Here is a 22,909-nt window from a genome sequence, read left to right as displayed (position 1 = left end):
TGCTCAATCTTTCATGGTAATATCTGCCAGTTTTCCATTTGTTACCTTGAGCAGAGACTCCAGATTTACTTTCAACGTAAGTCCGATTCTTCCACCACTGACATAGATTTCATCAAAATTTTCTGCCGAAGCATCAAATACAGTCGGATATAATTTTTTCATCCCCAGTGGACTGCAGCCCCCTCTGACATAACCGGTAATCTTGAGAATGTCTTTTACATGAATCATATCTACTGTCTTTTCACTGACCGCTTTTGCTGCCGCCTTCCGGTCTACCTCTTTTTCGATCGGTACAACAAACACATAGTATCCACCGCTCTTTCCTTCCATCACAAGCGTCTTAAACGACTGATCATAAGGTGCACCGATCAGATCCGCACTATGAAGTCCGTCAATAAATTCATCACATTCATATGTAAATGCTTCGTATTTCACTTTTTGTCTATCCAGCATACGCATCGCATTTGTCTTTGCTTCTTTTGCCATGTTGTCCCTCTTTCCCGTCTTATCTCATTGTATGTTTTTCTTTATTTTTGCGGTTTTCTTCACGTCTTGAAATCTTTTTCCAGAGTTCTTCGCCTTCGCGGTCATCATCATCCATCATCTCTCTGACGATTTCTTCATCCAGACGCTCCTCTTCTGCTGCGGACAGTGTTCTTCTGTTTTCCTGTCTTGCAGGTCTTCTTTTGCTTCTTTTCTGTGGAATGTATTCTTTTGGATCTACATAATCAGAGCTGTTTTCGGCATTTTCATAAAGTTCCTCGTTGTCTTCCTCCTCATCATCTTCATCTTTTTTGCGGCGATTTGTCGCAAACTGAATCAGCATTCCAAGGATTGCAAAACCTGCACTCATCCCCAGACCATAAGGAAAATCAGAAAGCCCGCCAAGCTTTGCCGTCGAAACACCTGCCATCGCACCACCCAGAAGAGAAGTTCCGACGATCAACACTTCCCGCGCCTGCCGCATGGCAAGTACTCCCAGTCCGGCTCCCAGAAGCAGGCAGAAAAAGAACACCAGTGAAGAAGTCGGATGAAAAATATAAATTCCAAGTCCGATTCCAATACCGGCTCCCAGAATAAAAATACCTATCTTATAGCTTACAAACGCAATCACTGCAAGTAGTATACCGATTCCCACCATAATCGCGGCATACATATATTTCTCAGTCACGCCGCTGGAATAAGCCACGCCGAATCCTACTCCGGCTCCAATGATAAATCCACACAGCATCATCCAAAATCGTAGCAGACGATAGCCAAGAATGCAATTTATCACCCCGAATACGAGCAGCACGCCAAATCCAATCATGGAAATATCAGTCATGGTAGGTATGCTTCTGGTATTCTCAATCATATTCATAAACTGCTGTAACATCTCGTTCATAGCAATCTCCTTTTTGCAGATTATTGAGTTTCTCAAAAATGTTAAAATACCCGTGACAGGCTGCAAAGAACCTGCACGGGCTGAATTTAATCTTCAAATACAATTTCTATATCGCTGTCATCTGTATCTGCTTTCTTCGGAAGAATCTCGTTGTCACTGTCTGATGAATCAAATGCATTCTGGTCCAGAATTTCCTGAAGTACATCTTTCACAGGAGAAGTTACTGTCACGCCGTCGCCTGAAGTAAACGCTTCATCTTCAACATCATCCACAATTGTGATTTCCACTTCTTCACTCGCATCGGCAGTGCTGTCCCTGTCTCCTGTATCAGATGTCAGTATTTCTTCTGCGACATTCTCTCCTGAAGTCAGAGTTTCTTCTGAATCTGTAGTCTCTGCCGTACTGACTGCCTCTGCATTACTTGCTGAAGCCCCCTCGCTTTGCATCTGTGCCACCTCCGCCTGTGTCGGATAAAAGGATGGCTGCCGGATATAACGAAAACTTGCTCCGTATGCTTCACCTACCGTAACTCCGTTCTTGCCGGAAGAACAATGTACGGCAATCCAGTCACCTGCATTCGTTTTGCCGCAAATAATACCGACATGATTGTCGCTGCCTGCCTCCGGTCCTTTCTGGAAAACAAGATCGCCCGGCTGTGCATCCTGTTCACTGACTACATTTGCCTTTTCCCACTGATCTGATGTACCGTCTCCAACGCTGCTCTGCATCCCCTGATTCAGATATCCATTAATTACAGACCAGGTAACAAATCCACTGCAGTCAAGTCCGTATGCTCTGACTGTTCCGGTGCTGGCACTACCTGCAGCAGAAACTTTCTCAGCCGTTCCCCAGCTTGGGTCCTCGCCGATCTTTGTAGATTTACCACCCCAGAAATACCCCACTTCACCCACCAGGGAATATGCTGCGGTAATAACATTTACTCTCTCTTCTGATACATCATCTCCTACGCTCTGACGTACAAAGCCTTTTGCATCAGTAACAATCGCGCAGAGAAGCTTGCAGTCCGTTTCTACATATTTCTTAAGCACCCCTCTGTCATTCTGAGAAATATTGTTCTCCTTGATGTAATTGTTGATATGATAATTTCCATAAGACACGTGTGTGATATTATCTTTATCTCTTACAATCGGGTTCATCTGTGCAAAAATCTTTGCAAGTTCATCCTTACTTGATGCATTCAGTGCAAATTCTTTTACACCCTTCTGGCTCTGTTCATACACATATACAGCCAGAATATCCTGCCAGTTACGTACAAGCAGAGAATCTGCAGAAGTAGTAAGCCCATCCGTTCTGCTGTCACTCGCATCGGAAAGCTTATTCTTTTCTTTGTATTCTGTCTCGATCTCATCCATTACAGATGCAAAATCATCTGAAAATGTAAGCTGATAATTGCCTTTCAGGCTGTCCAGATAAAACCCCTTGCCTGCATGAAGATTTGAAACATAGTAAACCGGTGTTCCTGTCTTGCCGGTCTCGCTTGCTTTACTTCCATCTGTAAACGCTGGAGTATCTGTATTCTGCTTCTTCTGAAGTTCAGTAATCTTGCTCTCAAAGCCAACAAGTAAACTGTAATTAGTCACAAGGCTCTTTTGCTCTGCCGAAAGCTTGTTATATGCTGCACGAAGTTCCTGTACCTTTGCAGCCTGATTCAGTGTCAGAGTCTGTCTTGCCAGCGCATTGATGCTGTCAATCAATGACTGTACTACTACCGGTATCTGCGTTGGTGCAACTGTCGGTTTATTTGTTGGTGCAACTGTCGGTGTGGTTTTACCTCCATCATCAAATCCCGGAGCCGGTGTCGGTGTGTCCGGATTTGGTGTCGGCGTATCTGTTCCCGGATCTGGTGTCGGTGTATCTGTTCCCGGGTCTGGCGTTGGTGTATCTGTTCCCGGATCTGGTGTCGGTGTATCTGTTCCCGGGTCTGGCGTTGGTGTATCTGTTCCCGGATCCGGTGTCGGTGTATCTGTCCCCGGATCAGTCACTTCGCTGCCGTCACCAAACTCATCTCCTTCGCTGCTCATTGTAACATCTTCCTCTGCCGCCATAACACTCAGCGGGCTGGTCAGAACCATTGCAGATAATATTGTCATACATAAACATTTGGTCAGATATTTGTTCTTCATTCTGGTAAAAATTGCTCCCTTCTGTCTAAGAACACATCTTTATTCCTTTTAAAATATGTTTTCTTATTCTAACTTACTCACACAATAACTGCCGTAATTTTATCATACCAGTATTCAAAAATCAACCGCCGGAGAAAGTCTCCGACGGTATTTCATATTTTTTTCATATTTTACTTACATTACTGCAGTCGCATATTCTGCCATCGGATCTTTCATGCAAAGCTGAAAAAGCCCCTGAAATACCTGATAACAGACGCTGAGAATATAACGAATATCCTCCTCTACACTTCGTTTGCAATTCATATATCTGCGATGGTGAACTTTGATGTACTCAAGAAGCTGATTCAACGTCTCAAAGCGAATCACATGCGCTGCATACGCTTCTGCCTTTCCCTCCTGAACAAATGCTTTTAATTCATTTTTCAGGTGTTTCTCATAGGAATTATGCTGACGAAGTGTTCCGTCAAAAGTCTTATTGTGCGGAAATGTAAAATAATCTGCAATATAATGCATGACCTCTCCTGCACGCCGCCAGAACACACGGTCATTATAGCTTTCTCCTGACTGAACAAGACGTCGGATTTTTCCCTGCACCTCATCGAATGTTCCAAAATATTCATGCCGTTTAGTTATAAATGACGGCTGAATATCCGGAAGGATATTGCCCAGGCAAAAGGCTTTTCTATGTGATTGAAGACTTTCATTGGCAGGCATCTGGTCTGCCAGATATCTTGCCAGTAATATATGTGACTTTTTTCTCAAAATAAACACTTCTTTCTTTATTCAAAGGCAGTTTACCATAACCATCATATACTATAGCAGATTTGTAAGCATTCTTCAAATAAAGTTTTTATAAATTTCGATTTTATATTCGCACTGTTCCAATTGCCATACTATGTTGTGCTGCATGTCTTTTTTCTACAAGTTCTCTCTCATAACCGATCACACCATTGTTATTATACGGGTCATTGAAATAATACTTTTCTTCATCATACCCCACCAGCAACATACAGTGTTCATTCGAAGTCCAGCAGAAAGTCTCTCCAGAATCCAGCAGTTTCCATTCCGGTCCCGTGATCTCCTTTCGCATGTTGATGCATGCCCAGAATACCACCGGCATCTCCTGATCAATATATTTTTCCAGAAGTTTCTGAATCGGTGTACCTGACTCATCTTTAAAACAAAATTCCGTTCCCGCAGCCCTGTCAAGAGCCTTTAAAAGTCCTTTTGCATAAATCCCGAAAGAATCTTCATCATAGGGACTTCCACAGAAATATTCATTCGGATCCGGTCCATAAAGCTTTCCGTCTCTCATCTCCATCTCTCTGCATTCCAGACAGTTTTTTATAAATTCATCAACAGTCATCTCATATCCCAGATACTTAAGGAGCATCACCGCTGACACACTTTCACAGCCAGTAGGATATTTCACACTCTGGTCAATATACGGTACCTCAATTTTATGCACGTTTTTTCACTCCGTCTTTTTCATCTGAAGTCACTACTTTGATCACAAACAGTACCACAAGAAGCAGGACAGCACTGATGCCGAGAACCAGCCACCAGATATGTACGAAACCTGCAATCACATAACCGATTGCCGATACTACAGCAACAACTACTGCATACTGCATCTGTGTAGTCACGTGGTTAATGTGATTACTCTGTGCTCCTGCCGAAGACATGACCGTCGTATCAGAAATCGGTGATACATGGTCACCACATACTGCACCTGAAAGTACAGATGCTACTGCAATGATCATCATCTGCATGTTGTCCGCACCCGGGAACATCGCGATTGCGATCGGAACAAGAATGGCAAATGTTCCCCAGCTTGTACCTGTAGAGAACGACAGGAAAATTGCTACAAGGAACAAAATTGCCGGAAGCAGCACACTTGCGGAAGCATTGGAGCCTACCAGATTCTCTACGAAAGAAGCAATTTCAAGAGCATCTCCCATTCCCTTAAGAGACCATGCAAAAATAAGGATTCCAATCGCCGGGATCATCATCTTGAAACCTTCCACAAAACTGTCCATAAATCCCTTAAATGTAATAACTTTGCGCGGAAGATACAGTACCAGCATAAACATTACCGTGATCAGTGTCGCAAAAATAAGACTTGTTTCCGCATCACATCCGGAAAAAGCAGTTACCACATCTGTAGCTCCGCCAAGAAATCCGGTATAGATCATGGCACCAATTGCAGTTCCGATCAGAACCAATACCGGAAGCACCAGATCAATTACTTTTCCATTTGAAGAAATCTCCTCTTCTTTTACCTGATCAAATTCTTCTCCACCTGATGTAAACAGATCACCGGCTGCCGCATTTTTTTCATGTTTCTTCATAAGGCCGAAATCCAGCCCTGTCAGGATGATCGTAAATACCATAAGCAGCGTCAAAATTGCGTACAGATTATATGGTATCGTCCGAAGGAAAAGCTGAAATCCGCTGATTCCCGCATCTTCCGGAACATAAGAGTTAACAGCTGCCGCCCAGCTTGAAATCGGCGCGATAATGCAGACCGGTGCTGCTGTCGCATCAATAATATATGCCAGTTTTGCACGTGATACTTTGAATCGGTCCGTCACAGGGCGCATAACAGAGCCAACTGTCAGGCAGTTAAAATAATCATCCACAAAAATCAGCACACCAAGTCCTGTTGTTGCCAGCATTGCACTCTTTTTGCTTTTAATCTTAGTTCCGGCCCATTTACCATACGCAGCTGAACCACCCGATTTCGACATCAGAACAATGATCATTCCCAGTAGCACATCAAATATCAGAATATTTAAGTTCATGCTGTTCTTCATGATATCAAAAAAAGCAACAAATGCATTCCACGGATGGAAACCTGTATAAAGCAGTGCTCCCATTGCAACACCAATAAAAAGTGAACTGTATACTTCTTTAGTTACTAATGCCAACACAATTGCCAGCAACGGTGGCACCAGTGACCACCATGTTCCAATAAACATTGATCCGTCCATTTGAGTCCCCCCTGATATTTTTTAACGGTTTAAACTATTATACACTACCTTAATTATCATGTATACAAAAAAAGTTCAAAGTCCGAAATTAAATTATACAGGCTTCTATTTTGCAACAGTCCCTTTTATGTTATTTTACAGACAGTCCACCAATATTTCAGATGCTTTTTCAAGCATGGCTGAAAAACGTTCCGGTTCTGTCAGGGCTTTTCCCTTATCAGTTTCAATACAGTTAAGAAGTTCACAATATGTTTTATTATCAGGGTCATTATTGCATATAATCTGACACAGTCTGGAAGCAGCTTCAATAAGTCTGATTGAGCCGTAACTTGCCGGCTCTTCTGGAAGCGCTCTGGCACTGGTGATCAGATATACTAGTAATTCGAATTCAGGATTATTCATCAATTCTCTCCTCTTCCTCAATATGATCAAAATAGCATATCTGTTCTACCGGAGGACGCTTCGGGCAACGGGGGGTACCATCTGGATAACCTATAGAGATAAGCATCTCAATACGATATCTGTCTGGAAGTTCCAATATTTTACGAACCGCTGTATCATTGTATGATTTGATTGCACATGTTCCAAGCCCTAATTCAGTAGCTTTTAGCATGAGATTCTCAGCAGCCATTGATGCATCCATAAGGCATCCGTACACTTCAGAATTTTTACCACCTTTTCTTGATGCCTTCTCCATATCTGAGCAGACTACAAGGATGACTGGCGGTTTGCCAGAAAGCCCCGGACTAAAAAGATCTACTTTTTCTTTAAGCTGTGGATCTGTAATAAACAGAAATCTCCAGGCCTGCAGATTACTGGCCGAAGGTGCCTGTTGAGCCGCATCTGCCAAAGTAAACAGCAACGCTCTGTCTACAGGATCAGGACGGAAAGACCGTGTGCTGTGACGGCTCAGAATAGCTTCATTTAATAACATATCTTTGCTACCTTTCTGACAGCATATAGCTGATCGTTATGAACGTGTATTATTATTTTTTTCTGAGATATTCGAAATAAGCGAACAATCCTTCTGCCATAACCGGGTCAATAACAGGAAGTCCTGTTTCGTTTTCCAGATCTTTGGCTATACCAATCGTTGCAAGACCAGTGCAGGCAAGTGCAATTACTTCTGCGCCTTGTTCTTTTAACTTCAAGCCAAGTTTCAGCACACTTTCTTTTCCTTCTGGTGTCATCAGGTCCAGTGTGCTATGTACACCTTCAGGTCTGCCTAGTATCATCTGATCAGGAATCATTCTTCTATATGCCTGAGGTGCATAGTCTGTGATTCCAAGCACACCAATCTTGCTGCCATATTTAAGAGCAAGTGCTACAGTTGTCTCGCCGCCGCCAGTAACAGGAATGTTCGGGAGAACCTTACGAATCTCCGCAACGCCCGGATCATCCGCACAGCTTACGATAATCATATCAACATCCGTGAAGGATTGAGCTGTTTTGACAATTTTGGGGATAGCCAGTTCACCGAGTTCAGGACTGTGTATTCCCTCATACTGGTCCGGAATACATTTAGTTTCAACCTGGAGTTCAGGGAAATATGACATAATCTGTTTGCCATGTGCGGAAAGCACTTCTTCATCTTCTGTTGTAAGGACTCTAATCAGACCTACTTTAAATTTTTTATCCATTTTCAATTTCTCCTTTATATCGTAAAAATCAGATAAGAAAAACACCATTTTCAATAACTTTAATATCATCCAGATATAATGTCGGACGCAGGACAATTCCATCCATATGACATTCCGCTTTATTTACACCACCAAATGACGTATTGGTTCCGAAAGCAATGTGTACGGTTCCATATACTTTTTCATCTTCAAGAATGATTCCATTCAGTATAGCTGCTTCGTTAGTTCCGATTCCAAGTTCACAGAGTGTTCCGTTGGTCTCGTTTTTAAGAAGGATATCAAGATTTTCGCTCTTATCTCCTTTTACTGAACGAAGCTTTCCTCCTGAAATTGTCATATGTAAAGGACTTGCCAGTTTTCCAATACCGACCATAGATCCATCAATAATCATCTCGCCATCGGAACCATCTTCTAGCGGAGCAATGTAAGCTTCACCAGAGGGAAGATTTCCACATTTTCCGGCCTCCTTGTATACTCCGGGACTTGGAACTCCATTTCTGCCATCAAGATTGATTGTAAGAACATTTCCCTCTTTTTCGATCCGTGCTTTTGAAGCCTTAGTGAGCATTTCTGTTACTTTTGCAGTTAATTCTTCTACTTTACTGTAGTCGGCAGTCATGGCACCCTGTGAAAACATTTCGCTGGTAATACCTGGCATTGTTGCTACTCTTGTGCCTGCTTTCGCCGCCTCAATTCTGGCATTAGTATGAGTGAGTGACTGAGCTGTCGGAGCAATCACAACATCAGCCGCTTTCATGGCTTCAGCAATTACCTTAGGTGGCTCCTGCCCACTTACTTCTCTTTCTTTCATAACCATAAGGATTTTTTCGCATCCAAGATTTCCAGCTGCTTCATAGATTGCTTCACCGATTTCTTTTCGGCTGTCATCTGTAATAACCAGAATTTCCTCGCCAGGTTTTACAGCCAGACATGAAGTAAGAACTCCCTCTGCTATTTTAACTAAATTTTCCATTATTGCTTCCTCTTTTCGTTAATTTTTTTATTTTGTAAAAAACGGACATTCCGCCGGACTTTGATGGACCTGCGAAATGTCCGGAAAATACTGAACATATATAACTTATATGTCTATTCAGATGTCAGTTAATTCAGAGACAACTCTGGCCAGAAGTGTTCTTGGAAGAACAACTTTCTTACCGGTTTTTTCTGCAAACATTTTTTTCATTTCCTGTGTATAACCTATACAGTCAAGAACAATCAGATCCGCATCAAGATCTTTAATCTCTTCAGCTGCCTTTTCGAGTGCATCCCAGTCGCCATATGGTGAAGCCGCAATTGCTGTTACATGATCAACATAGTTTTTCCATTTTTCTTCACATTGTTCTGTCTGAAGTGGTGATGGAGTCATGCAGATTATGCTTGATTTCTTAGTCATCAGCGGAACAAGGCGATTGAGCAGCTCACATGGATAGATCATAGGAATATTCTTGGCTGAAAGTGTCTCCGGAAAACTTCCTGTACAGAACATCATGATAAGACTGCATCCCTCATCTTCCATGTGGTTAATAGCATCCTGAAGTCTTGGCAGGATATGACGCTCGGCAAATGTCACAGAACTCCCATCTGTCAATCTGGAGACAAGGACATAATCATCCTTGCCGGGAGCAAACTCAGCAATCTCTTCTTTTGTAAGTCCATCCAGACCGCCTGCCTGGACAAGTTCCAGTGAATCATCAAAGATTCTTAGAATGTCTGCTGTTACATCAGTTCGCGGAGCCTGACCGATGGTAATTGCACCTATTTTCATACCAAAACCTCCTTATTCGTTTCCGAGAGTCTGAAGATGTTTCATGCTTCCATATAATTTCTGGAGACGTGCATATTCATCAGCATCATAGAAACTACACTGTTTTCTTCCATATGCTTTGGCAACTTCTAACATAAATCTTGCAGCTTCCTCTACGTCTGTAGCATGAGTAGCGCCTGTAGCGCATCCAGGTACCATTGTCTCTGCTGTGATAGCTACACCAACAACAGGTGCATCTGTAGCTGTACATGGCTGAAGAATACTATTTAAGTGGTGCACATCATTTCCGTAAGGTGTGATATCCTGGGTAGCCAGTGGGAATACATATGGAAGACGTCCTGTAGTGATCTGCATCAGATCAAGAAGATCTTCAGAAGTTCTTAATACATATCCCTCTTTTACTGTTGGAGAAATTGCAAAACCTCTTGTATTGATAACGCGGTTTCCTTTTGTTGTATCAACAACAAGCAGAGCATCAAGGTCAGGAGATACTTCTTCTTTGTTTACCTGTGCCATTTCTACTGGTGAACCCATGAAAGGAACCGGATCATGCGGAGCTGTCGGAGCGTGTGGACAGATATGTGTGGAAATAAATACATCACCATCAAGATAGTCTCCTTTGTTTTGCATATCAAGCAGTTTTGCAGCGAGAGCTACCGCGCAGAGTGCGCCATCACCGTCAGATACAAAGCCAATACGTTCCGGACGTGCGCCAATTCCGCCAAGTCTGCCAAGGAGTCCGATTGTAGGAGCATCTCCACCATTTGTCTTGCCGTTTTTACCAGGAATACGCACTTTAAGCATATCTGTGCTTCCCTTAGGACCTACCAGTTCATAGACTTCTACATTGGCATCGGCTTTGATCCCGAGAAGATATTTTTTAACTTCTTCTCCTGTTACAAACGAACTGTCAAGTACATCATAAGCAGCAATAATTTCTTTCATTAACATGTTATTATTCCTCCCGACTATTTACTCAGATGACTGATTAAGTCTTTTTTAATTACATCTTCGGTTGCTTTCAGCAATTCCGGCGCATACATGGTCGGCGAAAGCTTCAGATTCTTTTTGTCTGTGGCAATTACATAAACATCAAGTCCCTCTTCCATCATGGCAGTTGTAACAGGCTCTCCTGTTTTGGCATTGATCGTCATAATTAGATCCGGGAAAGTTGCAAGACGCTCGCCATCTTTTTCGGCAGTAGCATATTCATTCCAGAATGTCATTTCACAGCCGTCAACAGCAGCATAACCTACATCGAAGCCACCAGTTGTCTCGATAGAAAAATTCTGTACAGGTCCTCTTGCAAGAACACGGCCATTCAGGAAAGTACATACACTGTTGACTGCATCCTCAACAGAAGATTCCAATCCTTTTAAGAACGCTTTTCCTGTATCGATTGCATAACTTACACCACCAAGGGCACAGTTTTCACGTGCATAAGACACTTTTACCGGATTTCGTGCTACTGCGACCAGTCCACCTGCTTCAATAGAAGCAAGACGCACCATCTTGGACGTATGATCGATCGTTCCTTCAAAGAAGCATTCGATATGGTTTCCAGTATCTGGATTACCGCCAACACAGGCCTGTACTGTTGTATAATCTGCAAGTCTGTGAAGATTCATGCTTCCCATTACACCTGTTGGATGAGCTCGTCCGTTACAAGGGGCATCAACAACCGGAAGTCCTGTAACAGCAGCCTGAAGCCAGCCATTTACTGTTGCTTCTCCGCCCTGTTCGTTTGTAATAATTCCGCCAATATTAAAATCACAGTTTTTCTGAAGGATTTCAACAGTTTTTGCGATATCCTTCGGAGTCATGAACTGGGCTGGCGCATTTGGTGCACCTACCAGAGAAGCTGTCAATAGTACATCATTTTCATCCAGTTCATCGATTGTAATAAGTCTGAGATCGGTATAATCAACTGCAATCTCAGCGTATTTTCTGCCTTTTTTCGGATCGCCGCCGCCACCGCCGCCGAGGATGGTTCCTCCGGTGAGTGCAGCATCAAGGACATCTTTTGTAAGACGGATTCCTTTAGTTTTCATTTTATTAATCATCTCCCGTTATTATTTCTTTTTACCAAGTGATAATGTAGCCGTAAAGAAACTGTACAGAGCTGCTCCGGCAAGTGAACCGGCACCCATAATATTGAGGGTCTGCTCGTTTTCTTTGTCCTTTTTAACAAGAATGTAGCGAATAAGCAATGCGATCAGAATTGTCAGACCGTTAATAGTGGAACCAACAAGAAGACCAGTTGCAAAAAGAATACCAACCTGTCTGGATCCGCCAAGGAACTGGATGATTGCTCCCGGAATTGCCCAGATAAGCAGCCATTTAGCTACATCTCCGCCTGCGCCAGCTTCAATCGTTGCTGCAAAAGTAGCATCAACCGGTGCAAAGAGCCCCTGCGCAAAGTACTGTTTTGCCATAATTGCCACAAGTATAAAAGCTACCACAAAACCTACAATTTCACTGATATACTGCTGTTTTCTTCCTTCGAGCTCAAGTTCCTGATCTTTTCCGAATCCACGAAGGATGTAACCGCATTTAAGATCATATGCCATATCAGAGAAAGCAGGACCGGTTGCAGAAGTATAAGCAACAAGGATTCCAAGTGGAAGTGATGGGAATCCGATCAACATTCCAACGATCAGGAAAATAAGAGCTGTCGCAAATCCCGGAAACCATCCTGAGTACATTGCTGAAATACCAACAATCAGTTCAGAAGCAATAGCTGCAAAAGCTGAGAAGATAATCCAAATAATCAGCTGAACAACACCCATTTCTGACCAGATGCCTGTAATTATTGCCAATAAAATTGCTACTACCAGATATGCAACATATCCACCACCAAGGGCTTTTTTCATATTTGCCATGCTGGAGGTAAACTTACCTGCTGCACTGTCTCCGTCACCTTTCTTGAAAAGCATACGGCCGCATTGGATAAGGGACACAAGACCTGCTCCGATCATAATACCATGAGGCATGTATTTGAACATGTTTGAAGCCATTAGATCAGCACCTTCACCGAAGATGTTGGTAATGATTGGAAAGCTACGGCCGAAGATATCAATAATAAATCCATTTGTCTTAATGATACCGATCACAATTGATCCTACGCCAAGAGCTGTCATCGCTGCAAAATCGCCGAACCAGGAAACACCGAGAAGATCCGTAGGAATACCGATCATTTTACCACCAACACCGATGACCATACCTACAATGAGCAAAAAAGCTTTCTTTCCTTTTTCTACAACTGCAAGGATAGATTCTGCAGATGCAACTCCCGGAGGCCATGCTCCTTCTGCCGGAAACATTTCGCTGTCAAATGTCTTATAAAGAATTGTTGCATCAATGATGGTTGCAAGAAATACACCAACAAGCATAGGATACATAAGATCCATTCTGCCCATAATAACCGGAATACCAATCGGAAGCAGGAAGCAGTTTGCTGCTGAGAATGTTGCTCCCGAAATTGATGTCTGAATCATATTCTGGCAGTGAATACTCTGATATTTCTTTAAAAATGCGATAGGCAGACGTGAAATGATGATTGCAAATAACGCTCCTACGATAGATGTGTTTGGTGCGACACCCGTACGCACGATCAATTCAAGACCGATGATAGCACCAAGGACGCTCATCACAATATTCAGAATAAGAATATACGGTGAATACGCTTTTGGATGTTCTGATGCTTTGATATGCATCTGTGTGTAATCTTTCTTTGTGTTACTAGCCATGTTATCTCCTCCATTTCCTATAAAATATATGTGCTCGTATCCGGTTGACAGCAGGCCAGAGTACAAAATTAGCCGATGTAGGAACGCCTACATCGGCTTCACATATGTTGTTTTGTATTATATCACTTTAATTCGCTAAAAGCATTGGTGGTAACACACTTTTTTTAATTAAATATTGTGCATGGTGCACATTTGTTTTTAATGTATATACATTTTTAATTTTATAGCAAATTCTAATTTATCCATCATATCTGGATCCTCCAGACTGCAATGTAGTATTTCTTCTATCTTGCTGATTCTGTGTGCCATGGTATTTCGATGAAGAAACAGTGCCTCTGCTGCCAGTTTACGTGAACAATTATTATGAATAAATGCTTCAAGAGTATCAAGAAGTTTTGTGCCGTGTACACGGTCATAGGTTACCAGTGGACCCAGCTTCTTTTTGATAAATGCCAGTGCTTCCTTATCAGCAGACATGCGTAACATAATACGATCATATTGAAGATCAGATAAAAAAACCTGAGACCATTGCTGTTTTCTTACATTACGAACCAAAAATCCCTCTTTTATCTGCTGATAGGTATTGGGAAGCGCCAGATAATCTTCTACTATATCGCTGATGATTGCAGAGCACATACAGTTATTGATTTCGCATGTCTTTTGAATCATATCTTCTGTCATTTTCTTGATTATGGACTCATTTATTGAAGAAGTTGTGATCGCATAACATTTTTCTTTACCGCATATAACTACATTTTTGATGTGATGATTATTAAGAACTCGGGATATACCCTTTATCTGGGATTCCTTCTTTATTTCCAAAAGAAAAGAATTCTCTGATGTTTCCAGCGAAAGGGCAATCACACGAAATGGTTCAGATGGCCACTGAAGAGAAGCGATTCTATATTCTACTTCCTCGGTCTGTGTAACTTTTCCATTAATAATATCAAAAAACAGTTTTCGATCCAGTTCAGATTTATTCTGACGTCCGATCTGATAACGGGTATCAAGTGCAACATTGCTTCTGGATTCCACAATTGCAGTCATTATTGGAAAGGTAAGTTCTGTAAATCCCGCATTATTGTTGAGAAAGAACAGCGGAAGTTTTAATTCATCTGCCAGCTGAAGAGCTTCCTTAGGAAAATCATCAAAAAAACGTGTTTTTATTGCAAGAGCTGACGCATTCGCATCGTTCATATCTCTTATAATCTGAAGAAGAGCCTCTTTATCATTTCGTATCACATATCCAGTAGTTATCAAAATCAAATGTTCTCTGAGCCACGGTTTGATATTTGGCTGCTCCATCATATCAAATACTTCAACCTTACGTAAAATACCTTCTTTTCCTGCAACAAGCGAAGCGTCTCCATTATTCCAAATTTTAACTATATCTTTAACAAGTAAATCCATTTTTCTCTCCTATAATGATATCAGACAGAACAGCAGCGGTATGATCAACATACAAAGCAGAGTTGTCGTTACCACAGCTGTAGAGGCATATTCTCCGTCCAGATTATATTGTTCTGCAATCATACTGGAAGTTGTCATTGCTGGTGCTGCACAGATCAGCATAAGAATCATACTTTCAATTTCTGAAAGAAAATGACGAGAAATGAAGTATATTATCAGTGGGAGTGCAAATGATTTTGTAAAAAGCAGGACCAGTATGGACTTATATTTAAAAATATTGGTAAGTTTCATAAATCCAAGACTGCATCCAAGGTAAACCAGCCCCCAACTGTAGCAGGTATTGCCAACAGAACCAATGGTACTCAAAATTATGTCCGGAACAGAAATATGAAAACTAGTCAGACATAAACCCAGTAGGATTGAAAGGAAAATTGGATTCATAATGATCTTTTTCCAGGAATTCTCTTTCAGTCCGGTTCCATTTGTAAATAATGTAACACCCAGAGTCCAGACCAGAGTCGTATCAATAACGGAACATATAGGAATATATACATTGCCGCCCTGATCACCAAACAGTGTCATGATCAGAGGAATCACCAAAAAGCCATAATTGCCACCTACAGAACATCCACAATGAACATTGGCTGTAGTTCCTTTAAGATGACAAATGTGGCTTCCAAGGATTCCTCCTGCAGCCATAACAAAATACATAAGAATCTGTGATAAGACCATTTTTCCATATTGAGTCATTGTCTGAAAGGTGGTCTGATTTTCAAGGATCAAACCAATCGTCAGTGCCGGTAGCGCAATCCTAAGTAAAAATCCGGAAATAGAGGGCATTGCTTCTTTTTTTATTATACCTGTGCGTGAAGCAGTAAAGCCTATGAGAACAAGTAAAAGGAAACCACCCATTTTAGGCAGAATCGCCATCATATAATTCATAAAATCCTCCTGTGACCCGTTAGTATCCTTTTAATAAGAATCAACAGAATCAATTACTTATGTTATTATACGAGCCTGATTTTTCTTTTTCAACCCTGTGTAGGATTTCATTACAACAAATATCGTAATGCAGGCAATCAGTGACTGTGAACTTGGATAACTGCTACTTCTCCTCACGCAATTAATTTGCGTGGGGAATTTGAAGTTTCAAATAAATTGCAGAGAAGATTCCTATTGCAATAAGATCCCTTCCTGATATCCAAGTGCAAAGAATAAAGAAAACCGTGCAAAAAGGAGTGTGATGCTTAACCACACTCCTCTAAAACTTTCTTTTGAAAAATAGTTTTCTGCTGGTTGTCAGCCTTGGTACCCAGTTAAGACATCTGTCGAGATGGATATTTACCCTGCTCCACCTGCAGCCCAACTTTTAACGATGCTCTTACATCGAAAACATTTCTGTTTCTATTTTTCAGGCAATTTCTACAAACCCGCATTAATCCATGTTTATACTTGCAAAATCAGGTGTTCCGTACAGATCAAACGGTGTGCTCTGGTATACGTAATAATTCAGCCAGTTTGTGTACAGATTGTTTGCATGTGCGCGCCACAGGAGCAGTGGTTTATTTTCCGGATCATCATCTTTGTAATAATTTTTCGGAAGATCGATTGGAAGTCCCTTTCCCATATCTCGCTTGTACTCTCCATCCAGTGTGATGCGGTCGTATTCCGGGTGCCCCATCACAAAGATCCGGCGTCCACCCTGCGCCATTGCAAGGAAAAGTCCTGCTTCTTCGGATTCTGCAAGAATAGTAATTTCTTTGCACGCACGGATATCTTCGATAGGCACTTCGGTATGTCTGGAATGCGGTGCCAGAAAAGCATCGTCAAATCCTCTCACAAGCGGAATCTTACGGTTCAGTACTTTGTGCCAGAAAAGGCCGAACATCTTATGGTCAAGCTGTTGTTTCTGAAGTCCATAAAAATGATAAAGGCTTGCCTGTGCAGCCCAGCACAAAAAGATCGTTGAAGTTACATGGCTTTCTGTCCAGTCCATGATTTCTTCCAGCTCTTTCCAGTAATCCACTTCCTCAAATTCCATCTGCTCTACCGGCGCACCTGTCACGATCATTCCATCAAACTTCTGATCTTTCAAATCAGAAAAAGTCTGATAAAATTTGTTCAGATGGCTGACAGAAGTATTTTTGGCCTGATGACTCTCAACCGCCATAAAAGTCACATCCACCTGCAGTGGTGTATTTGACAGCGAACGCAGAAGCTGAAGTTCCGTCTCTTCTTTCAGCGGCATCAGATTCAGAATCAGGATCTGAATCGGACGAATGTCCTGATGAACCGCTCTTCCTTCGTCCATCACAAATATATTTTCTCTTTCCAGAATTTCTTTTACAGGCAGATCGCCCTGTATCTTAATCGGCATTTCCCATTCCTCCTTTAATTACCATGCTTCTATATTTCAATCTGTTTTGATTCTTCTGCCAGCTTCAGGAAATCTTCTTCGGAAAGAATCGGAATCCCAAGCTCTCTTGCTTTTTTGTTTTTTGAAGAATTCGAATTGACATCATTGTTGATCAGATAATTCGTTTTTCCGGTCACAGAACCAGTCACCTTACCTCCCAGAGATTCAATCAGATTTTTCGCTTCTCCACGATTGCTGAAACGCTCCAGGCTTCCCGTGATCACGAAATTCTTTCCTGCAAAAATCTGATTGTCAGCTTTTTCTTCTTTTACAATATGAAGATATCCCATCAGATGGTCGACCTTCTGATTATTCTCAGGCTTCGCAAAATACTTCGTCAGACTTCCTGCAATGACCGGCCCGATGCCGTCAATCGCACTGATTTCTTCCTCTTTTGCCGAACGGATTTTATCCAGATCATCGTCAAAATACCTACAGATGATTTTTGCATTCGACAGTCCGATATTGCTGATTCCAAGACTGTATATTACCTTTGCAATTGTAGTATCTTTTGCCTTCTCAATGCTGGATATAAGATTATCAAAAGATTTCTCTCCGAAACCGTCCATCGTAACTATCTCGTCTCTGTATTTCTCAATTTCAAAAATATCTCCGAAATTATGAATAAAACCTTTAGCAATAAATTTTTCCAGAGTAGCTTCTGAAAGGCCGTCAATGTTCATCGCGTCTCTGCTGACGAACAATGTGAATGCCTTGATTTTCTTCGCTACACAATCCGGGTTCATGCAGTACAATGCTTCCACATCATTTTCACAGATTATCTTTGCCTCCTGTCCACACACCGGACAGGTATCCGGAATCTCCAGATTTCCACTCTGTGTAAGATTCTCCGCAATCTGTGGAATGATCATATTTGCCTTATAAACCTGAATCGTATCACCAATGCCAAGCTTCAGATCTTTTACAATACTGACGTTGTGAACACTGGCCCGGCTGACTGTCGTCCCTTCCAGTTCCACCGGATCAAAAACTGCAATCGGATTAATCAGTCCCGTCCTTGACGGACTCCATTCGATTTCCCGGAGCGTCGTCTCCCGCACTTCATCCGCCCATTTAAAAGCAAACGCATTTCTCGGAAACTTCGCCGTACTTCCAAGCGACTCTCCATAAGAAATGTCATCATATAATGCCACAAGCCCGTCCGACGGAAAATCATTGGTTACGATCTTCTCTGCAAAATAATCCATCACCTCATCCAGATTCTCAGATGTTACCACACGATACTCCACCACTTCAAATCCCTGTGTCCGTAGCCATTCCATCTGAAATTCTCTGGAATTATGCATGTCAACATCCTGCGCAGATACAAGCGCAAATGCATAAAAACGTACATTTCTCTCGGCCGTGATCTGATTATTAAGCTGGCGCACAGAACCACTGCAGAGATTTCGCGGATTCTTGTATTTCGCATCAACATCCTCAATAGAATTATTGATCCGCTCAAAATCAGAGTAAGTAATGATTGCCTCTCCACGAAGCACCAGTCTTCCCTGATATGCGATCTTCAACGGAATGTTTCGAAAAACACGTGCATTGTTGGTGATAACTTCTCCAACGATACCATTTCCCCTGGTGACTGCCTTCTGCAGTTCTCCGTTTTCGTAAGTAAGAACAATAGTCAAACCGTCCATCTTCCATGACAGCAGCGTTTTGTGATTTCCTATAAACCCCCGCAAAACTTCCCGGTCTTTTGTTTTGTCCAGAGAAAGCATCGGAGATTCATGTGTTTCCTTCGGAAGCGCGTCCACTGCCTCATATCCGACACGAACGGTCGGGCTGTCAGCAAGAACGATTCCTGTTATTTTTTCTGCCTGCTCCAGCTCGTCGTACAGCGCGTCGTACTCCCTGTTGCTCATGATTTCTCTGTCTTCCTGGTAATATGCCTTTGCCGCCTCGTTCAGCTTCTGAACCAGTTCTTTCATTCGGGTTACTTCTGCCGTTTCCATGATGGCCTCCTGTTTCTGTTATTGTTTCATTTGATGAATCACGTATCAGCTCTTTAAGCTCACTCCACTCATCTCTTTGTATTTCACGATATGCCCCACATTTCAACCCATTCAGTGTAAGATTCATAATCCGCACTCGTTTCAGCGTACGTACCTGATATCCGAGGTATTCACACATCCTGCGAATCTGTCGGTTCAGTCCCTGCGTCAAAACAATTGTAAAACTTGTTTTGCCGGTCTTACGTACCGTACAGGGTCGCGTAACAGTCCCAAGTATCGGCACACCTGTCTGCATATGACGTACAAATTCATCCGTTACTTCGTGGTCCACAGTCACCTGATATTCCTTTTCGTGATAATTGCCTGCCCTCATGATTCGATTGACAAGCTCACCCTGATTAGTCATCAGAAGAAGTCCCTCTGAGTCTTTATCGAGCCTTCCCACCGGATAGATCCGCGTCGGATAATCAATATACTCAGTTACTGTTGTCTCCTGTCGCTGTTTCTTCGTGCTGCAGACGAGTCCACGTGGTTTATAAAAAAGAAGCAGTACCTCCCTTTCTTCCCGCTCCACTGGTTTGCCATCCAGACAGATCACCGCATCAACAGGTATCCTCTCTCCTGTGCCTATTTTTTTCCCGTTCATGGTAACTCTTCCGGCTTCTGTCAGACGATCCGCATCCCTTCTGGAACACACTCCGGCACTGCTCAGATATTTATTTATCCTTATTGTATTCTGATCTTCTGATTTCTTTTTTTTGTCCATTGTTTTATTATATAGTGTTTTTATTTCGTCCGCAACCGGCAGTTTTATATTTTATACACCTCTTGTATTTTTTCGCCACATCATGTATGATGAAGATAATATGTAATTGTGTGATTGCACAAAGGAGGAAAATTATGTCAGATAATAACCGACAGATAAATCCCCTGCTGCTTATCATAGTCATTCTGCTTTGTCTTTTTTCCGGATTTTTCCTGCGTCAGTCATCCTACGATCCAGACTATTTTACAAAAGAATCCGTGGCCTCCACGAAAGCAGACAAAGCTTCATCAGCAAAGGATTCAAAAGACAAGACGAGCACTCAAAATTCAGATAAAAAAAAGACTTCCGGGTCAACACCATCAGCAACACCAGAACCCACTCAGAAACCAACCGAAACGCCGGTCGTTTCTGACGACAATGATGTTTCCACGGAAGCAGCCAAAGGTACATGGACTGCCAACGGAAGCAGCTGGATGTTTCTGGTTGACGGACAGCCTTACACCGGATGGCTTACCGACACTGATCATAAAAAATATTATTTCAATCAAGACGGTATCATGCAGACCGGCTGGATCGAAGTAGACAAAAAGCGTTACTACATGGATCAGGACGGTATCATGCAGACCGGTACTGTCACTGTGGGCGGAAAAACATATGAACTTCAGGCGGATGGTTCTCTGAAGAACTAGAAAAGACACAGGAAAAACTCCTGTGTCTTTTATCTTTTCTTATTTACTGAAGCAATCCACTGTAAACATATCCGGTCTCGCCATCGTAATCGATCTGAATCCAGTCACCCTCCTGACCTACTTTCACAACCTGATCACCAGTGTCAAGACCACCTATGATATCACTGTCGCTGCTTGCTTCTGCCCTGACATTACATCCTTCTGTAACTGTCAGAGTTGTGCCGTCTGCACTCGTGCCGGAAGAAGTATCTACTTCTTCACCTAGTCCATTCAAAAACTGTGCCAGAGCCGGATCATCTTTCTGTGCCTGCTCATATGCTACCTGCACTTCTGCAGTCAGCTTCTGCACATCTTCGTCTGACTTCAGTGAATCCATATACCCAGAAACCTGTGTGTTCTGCTCGAGATCACCAAGTATCTTGTAATTATTATCACTGTCTTTTACTACATAAGAACTCCACAAAGACGGTGCCGGTGTATCAATTCCTTTGCATACAAAACTTCCCCGTGTATACACTACAAAAGAATTATCATCCAAGCCTTTCTTTGTATAAACATTGCTGACCTGATATCCTTCGATGTAATCTTTGGCATTTGTGATCTTTGATTCATCTGAGGGTGTCAGATTATTGACAACAGTTCTCAATGCGGTAATGTCTTTGTCCCCTAAAGCTTTGTAGTAACTGTTCATAAGCGCAGCAATTTCTTCGCTGCCATCCTCCAAGGGATTCGTGTCTTCTTCTTTCTTCCCGTCGTTTGTCTCCCCATCATCTTCCGGAGAAGAAGGATCAGTTCCCTGGTCGTTGTCCTGAGCTGTTGTTTGTTCTCCGTCTGAAGTTCCCTTCCCACTTCCGACACAGGCGCGAACACCAACGAACAACACAGCTACGATCACCAGAATCGCTCCGCCAAGCATAAAATAGCGAAGGTTATCTGACAACCATTCCCTGAAATTATCCAAGTTCTTGTCCTCCTTAACTTACAACGCACCGAGGCAGACCCGTACCTCGTGCAACACACCTGAAGGGAATCGAACCCCCGCACATGGTACCGGAAACCACTGCTCTATCCACTGAGCTACAGGTGCAGGCTATTAAAGCTTTTTATAATATAGCATATATTTTACTATTTGTAAAGTTTTTGAATAATTTGCTATTTATAAACAACTTTCTCAATCGCCTAATATTTTTGTATTTCTGTAATCTGTGACATGATTTCCCAGACGGAATATGGTATATCTTCCAATGCTTCCAATCTCCTGATATCCTGCCTCAGCCAGCACTTCTTTTTGCTCATCTGCCGTAATTCTTAATGCCAGATAATTACACATCTGTATTTTTCCGCCTATAGCGATTATTCGGTAATCTGGCTCCGGCGAATTAATCTCATAATAAAGCTTCCTTGATCTGCCCTGTGTCGAACGTGCATTTCTTCCTATCAAATTGTAAATAGACGGATCATATACACGCACATATGAACTTATATCGTCGTCTGATGCAAATGTAAATTTTTCGCCCTGCGCATCCGCCTGAATGAGCTCGCAAATTCCGGCAACCTCATCCGGCACCTGCTGATAATTATGAACACGTGTATAATTTCCAGCCAGATATACTTCCTTTCCACTCACTGCAACGATTCCTATACACAATACCACCAAAAGCATCTGCATGTTTTTCTGATGGTCTTTTATCAATTCTGTCATTGCCAGTGCAATTACAGGAGAAGAAGGAATCAGCCATAACACTCGCCAGTAAACGCTCGCACCAATGCATTTCTGAATGACAGCAGCTGTAAGAGGACAGAAAAACAAAAAGAGCATGATCAGAAGATAGGTGAGCACATATTTTACATTTTCTTCTTTTCTTTTAAAAATGAGCAAATAAGCAGCTGCAAGAATCAACAAATATGAGAAAAGGCTGTCCCCCCAGTAGTTGCTCCAGAAATTCAATATCTGATTGATTAATTCTTTCATTCAAGTTTTCTCCT

At 42.2% G+C, this 22,909-nt stretch carries 21 protein-coding genes, 1 tRNA gene and 1 pseudogene; 1 reads left to right on the top strand and 22 read right to left on the bottom strand.

Going from position 1 to position 22,909, the window contains the following annotated elements:
* Window positions 1-3 precede the first annotated feature (3 nt).
* The 19 genes and pseudogenes from ybaK to BQ7344_RS00320 all read right to left on the bottom strand — a co-directional run.
* Entirely contained in the window at window positions 4-486 is a 483-nt protein-coding gene (ybaK, locus tag BQ7344_RS00410) for a Cys-tRNA(Pro) deacylase (protein ID WP_072520946.1), read from the bottom strand.
* A gap of 19 nt (window positions 487-505) precedes the next feature.
* On the bottom strand, window positions 506-1,384 hold the full coding sequence (locus BQ7344_RS00405) for a TM7S3/TM198-like domain-containing protein (RefSeq protein WP_072520945.1): 879 nt from the start codon (window positions 1,382-1,384) through the stop codon (window positions 506-508).
* Between the two features lie 86 nt (window positions 1,385-1,470).
* Window positions 1,471-3,495: a C40 family peptidase gene (locus BQ7344_RS00400; RefSeq protein ID WP_235816009.1), complete on the bottom strand. Its 2,025-nt coding sequence runs from the start codon at window positions 3,493-3,495 to the stop codon at window positions 1,471-1,473.
* A 207-nt stretch (window positions 3,496-3,702) separates the two neighbouring features.
* Window positions 3,703-4,290 carry a zinc dependent phospholipase C family protein gene (locus BQ7344_RS00395; RefSeq protein WP_072520943.1) on the bottom strand — a complete coding sequence of 196 codons (588 nt, stop codon included), beginning with the start codon at window positions 4,288-4,290 and terminating at the stop codon, window positions 3,703-3,705.
* Window positions 4,291-4,393: 103 nt separating this feature from the next.
* Window positions 4,394-4,996: a C39 family peptidase gene (locus tag BQ7344_RS00390; RefSeq protein ID WP_072520942.1), complete on the bottom strand. Its 603-nt coding sequence runs from the start codon at window positions 4,994-4,996 to the stop codon at window positions 4,394-4,396.
* A complete protein-coding gene (locus BQ7344_RS00385; protein ID WP_072520941.1) occupies window positions 4,989-6,521 on the bottom strand; it encodes a Na+/H+ antiporter NhaC family protein in 1,533 nt (510 codons plus the stop codon). The genes BQ7344_RS00390 and BQ7344_RS00385 overlap by 8 nt, the downstream gene beginning before the upstream one ends.
* 135 nt (window positions 6,522-6,656) lie before the next feature.
* Window positions 6,657-6,923, bottom strand: coding sequence for a DUF6092 family protein (locus BQ7344_RS00380; protein WP_072520940.1), 267 nt, complete (start codon window positions 6,921-6,923; stop codon window positions 6,657-6,659).
* Window positions 6,916-7,455 (bottom strand): nitroreductase family protein, encoded by a 540-nt coding sequence (locus BQ7344_RS00375; protein ID WP_072520939.1) that lies wholly within the window; start codon window positions 7,453-7,455, stop codon window positions 6,916-6,918. The genes BQ7344_RS00380 and BQ7344_RS00375 overlap by 8 nt, the downstream gene beginning before the upstream one ends.
* A 52-nt stretch (window positions 7,456-7,507) precedes the next feature.
* On the bottom strand, window positions 7,508-8,161 hold the full coding sequence (locus tag BQ7344_RS00370; RefSeq protein ID WP_072520938.1) for an aspartate/glutamate racemase family protein: 654 nt from the start codon (window positions 8,159-8,161) through the stop codon (window positions 7,508-7,510).
* A gap of 28 nt (window positions 8,162-8,189) precedes the next feature.
* Window positions 8,190-9,134 carry an aminopeptidase gene (locus tag BQ7344_RS00365; RefSeq protein ID WP_072520937.1) on the bottom strand — a complete coding sequence of 315 codons (945 nt, stop codon included), beginning with the start codon at window positions 9,132-9,134 and terminating at the stop codon, window positions 8,190-8,192.
* Window positions 9,135-9,251: 117 nt separating this feature from the next.
* Complete coding sequence (locus tag BQ7344_RS00360; protein WP_072520936.1) at window positions 9,252-9,926, bottom strand: AroM family protein; 675 nt, start codon at window positions 9,924-9,926, stop codon at window positions 9,252-9,254.
* Between the two features lie 12 nt (window positions 9,927-9,938).
* Window positions 9,939-10,877 (bottom strand): DUF1177 domain-containing protein, encoded by a 939-nt coding sequence (locus BQ7344_RS00355; protein WP_072520935.1) that lies wholly within the window; start codon window positions 10,875-10,877, stop codon window positions 9,939-9,941.
* 17 nt (window positions 10,878-10,894) lie between these two features.
* Entirely contained in the window at window positions 10,895-11,977 is a 1,083-nt protein-coding gene (locus tag BQ7344_RS00350; RefSeq protein ID WP_072520934.1) for a DUF917 domain-containing protein, read from the bottom strand.
* Window positions 11,978-11,998: 21 nt separating this feature from the next.
* Complete coding sequence (locus BQ7344_RS00345) at window positions 11,999-13,675, bottom strand: OPT/YSL family transporter (protein ID WP_072520933.1); 1,677 nt, start codon at window positions 13,673-13,675, stop codon at window positions 11,999-12,001.
* A 198-nt stretch (window positions 13,676-13,873) separates the two neighbouring features.
* On the bottom strand, window positions 13,874-15,085 hold the full coding sequence (locus BQ7344_RS00340; RefSeq protein WP_072520932.1) for a PucR family transcriptional regulator: 1,212 nt from the start codon (window positions 15,083-15,085) through the stop codon (window positions 13,874-13,876).
* 9 nt (window positions 15,086-15,094) lie between these two features.
* On the bottom strand, window positions 15,095-16,027 hold the full coding sequence (locus tag BQ7344_RS00335) for an AEC family transporter (RefSeq protein ID WP_072520931.1): 933 nt from the start codon (window positions 16,025-16,027) through the stop codon (window positions 15,095-15,097).
* Window positions 16,028-16,520: 493 nt separating this feature from the next.
* Window positions 16,521-17,462 (bottom strand): homoserine O-acetyltransferase MetA, encoded by a 942-nt coding sequence (gene metA / locus BQ7344_RS00330; RefSeq protein WP_072520930.1) that lies wholly within the window; start codon window positions 17,460-17,462, stop codon window positions 16,521-16,523.
* Between the two features lie 29 nt (window positions 17,463-17,491).
* Window positions 17,492-19,468: an NAD-dependent DNA ligase LigA gene (gene ligA, locus BQ7344_RS00325; protein ID WP_072520929.1), complete on the bottom strand. Its 1,977-nt coding sequence runs from the start codon at window positions 19,466-19,468 to the stop codon at window positions 17,492-17,494.
* 88 nt (window positions 19,469-19,556) lie between these two features.
* Window positions 19,557-20,234 (bottom strand): annotated as a pseudogene (locus BQ7344_RS00320) (pseudouridine synthase); the annotation flags it as partial.
* 134 nt (window positions 20,235-20,368) lie between these two features.
* On the opposite strand from BQ7344_RS00320, the gene BQ7344_RS00315 reads away from it, so the two are divergent.
* The gene (locus tag BQ7344_RS00315; RefSeq protein ID WP_072520927.1) at window positions 20,369-20,923 is read left to right on the top strand and encodes an N-acetylmuramoyl-L-alanine amidase family protein; all 555 of its coding nucleotides are present in this window, start codon (window positions 20,369-20,371) and stop codon (window positions 20,921-20,923) included.
* Window positions 20,924-20,966: 43 nt separating this feature from the next.
* Here BQ7344_RS00315 and BQ7344_RS00310 read toward each other — a convergent pair whose 3' ends face one another.
* From BQ7344_RS00310 to BQ7344_RS00300, 3 genes are all read right to left on the bottom strand, one after another.
* Window positions 20,967-21,884 (bottom strand): SH3 domain-containing protein, encoded by a 918-nt coding sequence (locus BQ7344_RS00310; RefSeq protein ID WP_235816008.1) that lies wholly within the window; start codon window positions 21,882-21,884, stop codon window positions 20,967-20,969.
* Window positions 21,885-21,938: 54 nt separating this feature from the next.
* A tRNA-Arg gene (locus BQ7344_RS00305) sits at window positions 21,939-22,010 on the bottom strand.
* An 84-nt stretch (window positions 22,011-22,094) separates the two neighbouring features.
* Window positions 22,095-22,895, bottom strand: coding sequence for a hypothetical protein (locus BQ7344_RS00300; RefSeq protein WP_072520926.1), 801 nt, complete (start codon window positions 22,893-22,895; stop codon window positions 22,095-22,097).
* Window positions 22,896-22,909 lie beyond the last annotated feature (14 nt).

Origin of the sequence: Blautia sp. Marseille-P3087 (assembly GCF_900120195.1) — a bacterium.
GTDB lineage: Bacteria > Bacillota > Clostridia > Lachnospirales > Lachnospiraceae > Blautia_A.
The sequence above is the reverse complement of the archived record's forward strand: the minus strand, read 5'-3'. Positions and strand labels throughout refer to the sequence as shown.

Bases quoted from the DNA above. Each gene is read 5' to 3' on its own strand.
- BQ7344_RS00345 (WP_072520933.1), bottom strand. From the start codon at position 13,675: ATGGCTAGTAACACAAAGAAAGATTACACACAGATGCATATCAAAGCA.
- BQ7344_RS00405 (WP_072520945.1), bottom strand. From the start codon at position 1,384: ATGAACGAGATGTTACAGCAGTTTATGAATATGATTGAGAATACCAGA.
- BQ7344_RS00380 (WP_072520940.1), bottom strand. From the start codon at position 6,923: ATGAATAATCCTGAATTCGAATTACTAGTATATCTGATCACCAGTGCC.
- BQ7344_RS00365 (WP_072520937.1), bottom strand. From the start codon at position 9,134: ATGGAAAATTTAGTTAAAATAGCAGAGGGAGTTCTTACTTCATGTCTG.
- ybaK (WP_072520946.1), bottom strand. From the start codon at position 486: ATGGCAAAAGAAGCAAAGACAAATGCGATGCGTATGCTGGATAGACAA.
- BQ7344_RS00370 (WP_072520938.1), bottom strand. From the start codon at position 8,161: ATGGATAAAAAATTTAAAGTAGGTCTGATTAGAGTCCTTACAACAGAA.
- BQ7344_RS00400 (WP_235816009.1), bottom strand. From the start codon at position 3,495: ATGACAATATTATCTGCAATGGTTCTGACCAGCCCGCTGAGTGTTATG.
- BQ7344_RS00360 (WP_072520936.1), bottom strand. From the start codon at position 9,926: ATGAAAATAGGTGCAATTACCATCGGTCAGGCTCCGCGAACTGATGTA.
- BQ7344_RS00315 (WP_072520927.1), top strand. From the start codon at position 20,369: ATGTCAGATAATAACCGACAGATAAATCCCCTGCTGCTTATCATAGTC.
- BQ7344_RS00300 (WP_072520926.1), bottom strand. From the start codon at position 22,895: ATGAAAGAATTAATCAATCAGATATTGAATTTCTGGAGCAACTACTGG.
- BQ7344_RS00350 (WP_072520934.1), bottom strand. From the start codon at position 11,977: ATGAAAACTAAAGGAATCCGTCTTACAAAAGATGTCCTTGATGCTGCA.
- BQ7344_RS00335 (WP_072520931.1), bottom strand. From the start codon at position 16,027: ATGAATTATATGATGGCGATTCTGCCTAAAATGGGTGGTTTCCTTTTA.
- BQ7344_RS00375 (WP_072520939.1), bottom strand. From the start codon at position 7,455: ATGTTATTAAATGAAGCTATTCTGAGCCGTCACAGCACACGGTCTTTC.
- metA (WP_072520930.1), bottom strand. From the start codon at position 17,462: ATGCCGATTAAGATACAGGGCGATCTGCCTGTAAAAGAAATTCTGGAA.
- BQ7344_RS00385 (WP_072520941.1), bottom strand. From the start codon at position 6,521: ATGGACGGATCAATGTTTATTGGAACATGGTGGTCACTGGTGCCACCG.
- ligA (WP_072520929.1), bottom strand. From the start codon at position 19,468: ATGGAAACGGCAGAAGTAACCCGAATGAAAGAACTGGTTCAGAAGCTG.
- BQ7344_RS00340 (WP_072520932.1), bottom strand. From the start codon at position 15,085: ATGGATTTACTTGTTAAAGATATAGTTAAAATTTGGAATAATGGAGAC.
- BQ7344_RS00355 (WP_072520935.1), bottom strand. From the start codon at position 10,877: ATGTTAATGAAAGAAATTATTGCTGCTTATGATGTACTTGACAGTTCG.